Raw genomic sequence first — 3,112 nt, 5'->3', positions numbered from 1 at the left:
CTATAGGACTTACGCACTGTACAAACGACTCATCATGTGTATTAAGGCAAATAGGTCGTCTCAGGCTTTTCTTAACCATTTTTGATTGGTTGCGATAAGCGCAGCTTAACGCCAAGGGCGTATCGCATGGTACGGAACAGAAAAATCAAGCTCAAAGCCTGGAAACCTATACCCCTATTTTGATTTTTCTGTCAATGCGTAAGTCCTAACCTAAACCATTACGGAAACTCTCAACTTAACTCTTATTTATGCCACCAGAACAAGTATTTTCGTTGACACAGCCAATGATTTTGGGATTCGATCCGGGTAAAGATAAATGCGGTGTCGCGGTAATGGGACTAGACCGACAATTATGCTATCACGAGGTAATTCCCTCAGCAGATGCCACTAGTGTAATTAAACAACTACGTGACAAGTATCCCATCACCCTGCTAGTAATGGGCGACCAAACTACTTCCAAACGTTGGAAAAAAGACCTACAATCCCACCTTGGTGAACAATTTAACATTATCCTAGTTGACGAACGTTATAGTACTTTAGAAGCACGCGATCGCTATTGGCAAATGTACCCACCCCAAGGGCTAAATAAGCTTTTACCCCAAGGGATGCGGCAACCACCTCGTGCCATTGACGATATTGTCGCCATTTTGCTCATTGAGAGGTATTTGGCTAGATTGACTTCTAAGAATCAGTAATCGGGAATCAGTTGTCAGTAATCGGGAATCGGGAATCGGGAATCGGGAATCAGTTGTCAGCAATCACGAATCATAATTCGATTGGCTAACCTCTAAAAGCTTTCTGGTCATTTATTTTAACCAATCCCCAATCCCCAATCATAATTCCGATCGAATCGTAAACGCATAATCACCTCCTGGTTCTAGCTGATAATCTTTTTGCTCCAAGAAACGACCGAGAGGTTCTTTAATTAAAGCCCGTCCTTGGGATGGTTTAACCATCAGTTCTCCTTGGCGAAAGTCCCATTGGAACTGCCATTCGTAATCACCCGCATGTACTTCTCCTTCTAGTAAGCCATGCTGCCAGGATTGGCGGATAATCCTAACATGGGCGGTTGTTTCGGGTAGAGGTTTAGTACTCACAATTCTTTATAGACAGGTTAAGAGAATAGTTGGGTAATTATAGCTTTACATTGAATTTAAATATATCAAATACAAAATCGAACAATCATTTCTCAAGGCTGACTTGTAGTAGTTGTATCTTTATTGATAAATCACGAAAATTTACTCAGTATTAATAACTAGTTAAAATTTGTAAATATAATTTTAATATAACTATTCCGGAAGCAAAAAAAAGTGTAATTTGATTCATGTAAAAAGGTAATTATTACTGAAATTAAGGTTTATAGGTATTCCTGCGGTTGTAGAAAAATAGAGACTAGAGTCATTTTAGGAGTAGTAATTTTAAATATTTATCTCCTATCAGTAATGGTTTGCTATGACACAGCCGAACCTCTTAGAACAGGCAAAAAAAGGCGATGTAAATGCGATCGCATCATTAATAAATCGTTTGCTCCAAAATCAAGGTATCGATGTAGAGGCAAGTCTCGAAGATGGTTGCTTACAGGTTTGGCTAAAGTCAAATCAAGTTCCCGATAGACAGACTTCGGTGGCATTTATCCGTAAGGGAATGATGGGTTTGGGGGTAACATCAATTAAGACGGTTAGGATTTACGCACAGCAAGCAAGCGAGGATATGCTTTCTTGGGATGAGGAAGTGGAGTTAGAACAAGTTAATAATGCAAATAATGTAAATCTAGAAGAACAGAATAATTATCAACAAAACCTCCAATTCAATGGGAATAATGATGATATTGAGTCCATCTCAGTAATATTAAATAATTCATTTAAACAGCAAAAAATTACTTTAAAAATTGGCATTAAAGAAAATTGCTTACAAATACTATTAGAATCAGTTCAAGTTCCCAATCAATCACTATGTACGGCAATTATTCGCAAAGAATTGGTCAGATTAAAAATAGAATCGATTAAAACTGTCAAAGTTTATGGACGAGAAATAGAAGAAGAATTTCCCGCTTGGTTTCAAGAATTTGAACTGGGAATCGGCAAACTTATACCAATTACGCCAAAAAAACAGCAAGCTGAAAATCCTGAATTTCTGGCAACTTTGTGGACATTTAAATTCTCCTCAGTTGTCCCTTATCATGATGCCCTAAATTCTGATTTGTACAAAACAAATACAGTTAGATTATTACTGTTTTTTGGTTTATTCCCCTTCGCAGTGAGTTTGATTGCCAAAACAGCAGGTTTAGCTTTAATGGCTTTCATTTTGGGAATTTATTATTCATCAATATGGGGAATCGTTTTATATAACTTACTTAAACCTGCAATTTTCTCTTGGAGAAATACAGTTAAATGCGCTTTATTTACAGCATTTATAGGTATTCCCATACTTTTACTTTGCCAAAGAGTACCTCCATTTAGCCTTCTATACACAGCAGTCAAACAAGAAAATCTGATACCCCAACTCATTGGCTTTATTTTCGGTGTTGGTGTACTTGAAGAGTCGTGCAAAGCTTTACCAGTGTACCTATTTTTGATGCGTCCAGGAAAACTAAAAGACCCCCTAACATCAGCATTTTATGGGGCAATGTCAGGTTTAGGGTTTGCGATCGCAGAAGGGGTAAACTACTCTTTTCAATATGCCATTAGTTTGGCTACGGGAGAAAGCGGTTTTGGATTTTACGTTTTAATCAACACAATCAGGTTTGTCTCTTTGCCCTTATATCATGCAATTTGGGCTGGGATTGTCGGTTATTTTTTAGGTTTAGCAGCAATTAATCCATCACGCAAAGGTTCAATTATCTTTATTGGATTAGGAATTTCTGCTGTTCTCCACGGTTCCTACAACACATTTTCCAATGGTTGGATTGGGTTCGTAATTCTGGCATTTTCGATTTTACTATTCGTCACCTATCTTAACCGCAGTCAGCAAATAGTCGATGAGATGCAGAATGCCGAATTGAGTTTTAAGAAGTAGGAATAAAATTTTATTATACTCCAAACAGCTAATGCGTCGCCAAATCGTCGAAGATAACGTCCGTGTGGATGGACGTAAACTTGATGAAGTTCGTCCA

General features: G+C 37.9%; 3 protein-coding genes. 2 read left to right on the top strand and 1 reads right to left on the bottom strand.

Going from position 1 to position 3,112, the window contains the following annotated elements:
• Window positions 1-248: 248 nt before the first annotated feature.
• Entirely contained in the window at window positions 249-695 is a 447-nt protein-coding gene (locus CK510_RS28575; RefSeq protein WP_095724861.1) for a pre-16S rRNA-processing nuclease YqgF, read from the top strand.
• 138 nt (window positions 696-833) lie between these two features.
• On the opposite strand, the gene CK510_RS28570 is transcribed toward CK510_RS28575, so the two are convergent.
• Window positions 834-1,097, bottom strand: a complete 264-nt coding sequence (locus CK510_RS28570; protein WP_095724860.1) for a DUF3146 family protein — start codon at window positions 1,095-1,097, stop codon at window positions 834-836.
• Window positions 1,098-1,452: 355 nt separating this feature from the next.
• On the opposite strand from CK510_RS28570, the gene CK510_RS28565 reads away from it, so the two are divergent.
• Window positions 1,453-3,015 (top strand): PrsW family intramembrane metalloprotease, encoded by a 1,563-nt coding sequence (locus CK510_RS28565; protein WP_095724859.1) that lies wholly within the window; start codon window positions 1,453-1,455, stop codon window positions 3,013-3,015.
• Window positions 3,016-3,112: the final 97 nt, after the last annotated feature.

Origin of the sequence: Brunnivagina elsteri CCALA 953 (assembly GCF_002289455.1) — a bacterium.
GTDB classification, from domain to species: Bacteria; Cyanobacteriota; Cyanobacteriia; order Cyanobacteriales; family Nostocaceae; genus Brunnivagina; species Brunnivagina elsteri.
Note: the sequence above shows the minus strand (reverse complement) of the source record. Positions and strands in the feature narration are given on the sequence as shown.

What these genes read in the sequence shown, in the direction of transcription:
- CK510_RS28575 (WP_095724861.1), top strand. Translation starts at nt 249, where the DNA reads ATGCCACCAGAACAAGTATTTTCGTTGACACAGCCAATGATTTTGGGA.
- CK510_RS28565 (WP_095724859.1), top strand. Translation starts at nt 1,453, where the DNA reads ATGACACAGCCGAACCTCTTAGAACAGGCAAAAAAAGGCGATGTAAAT.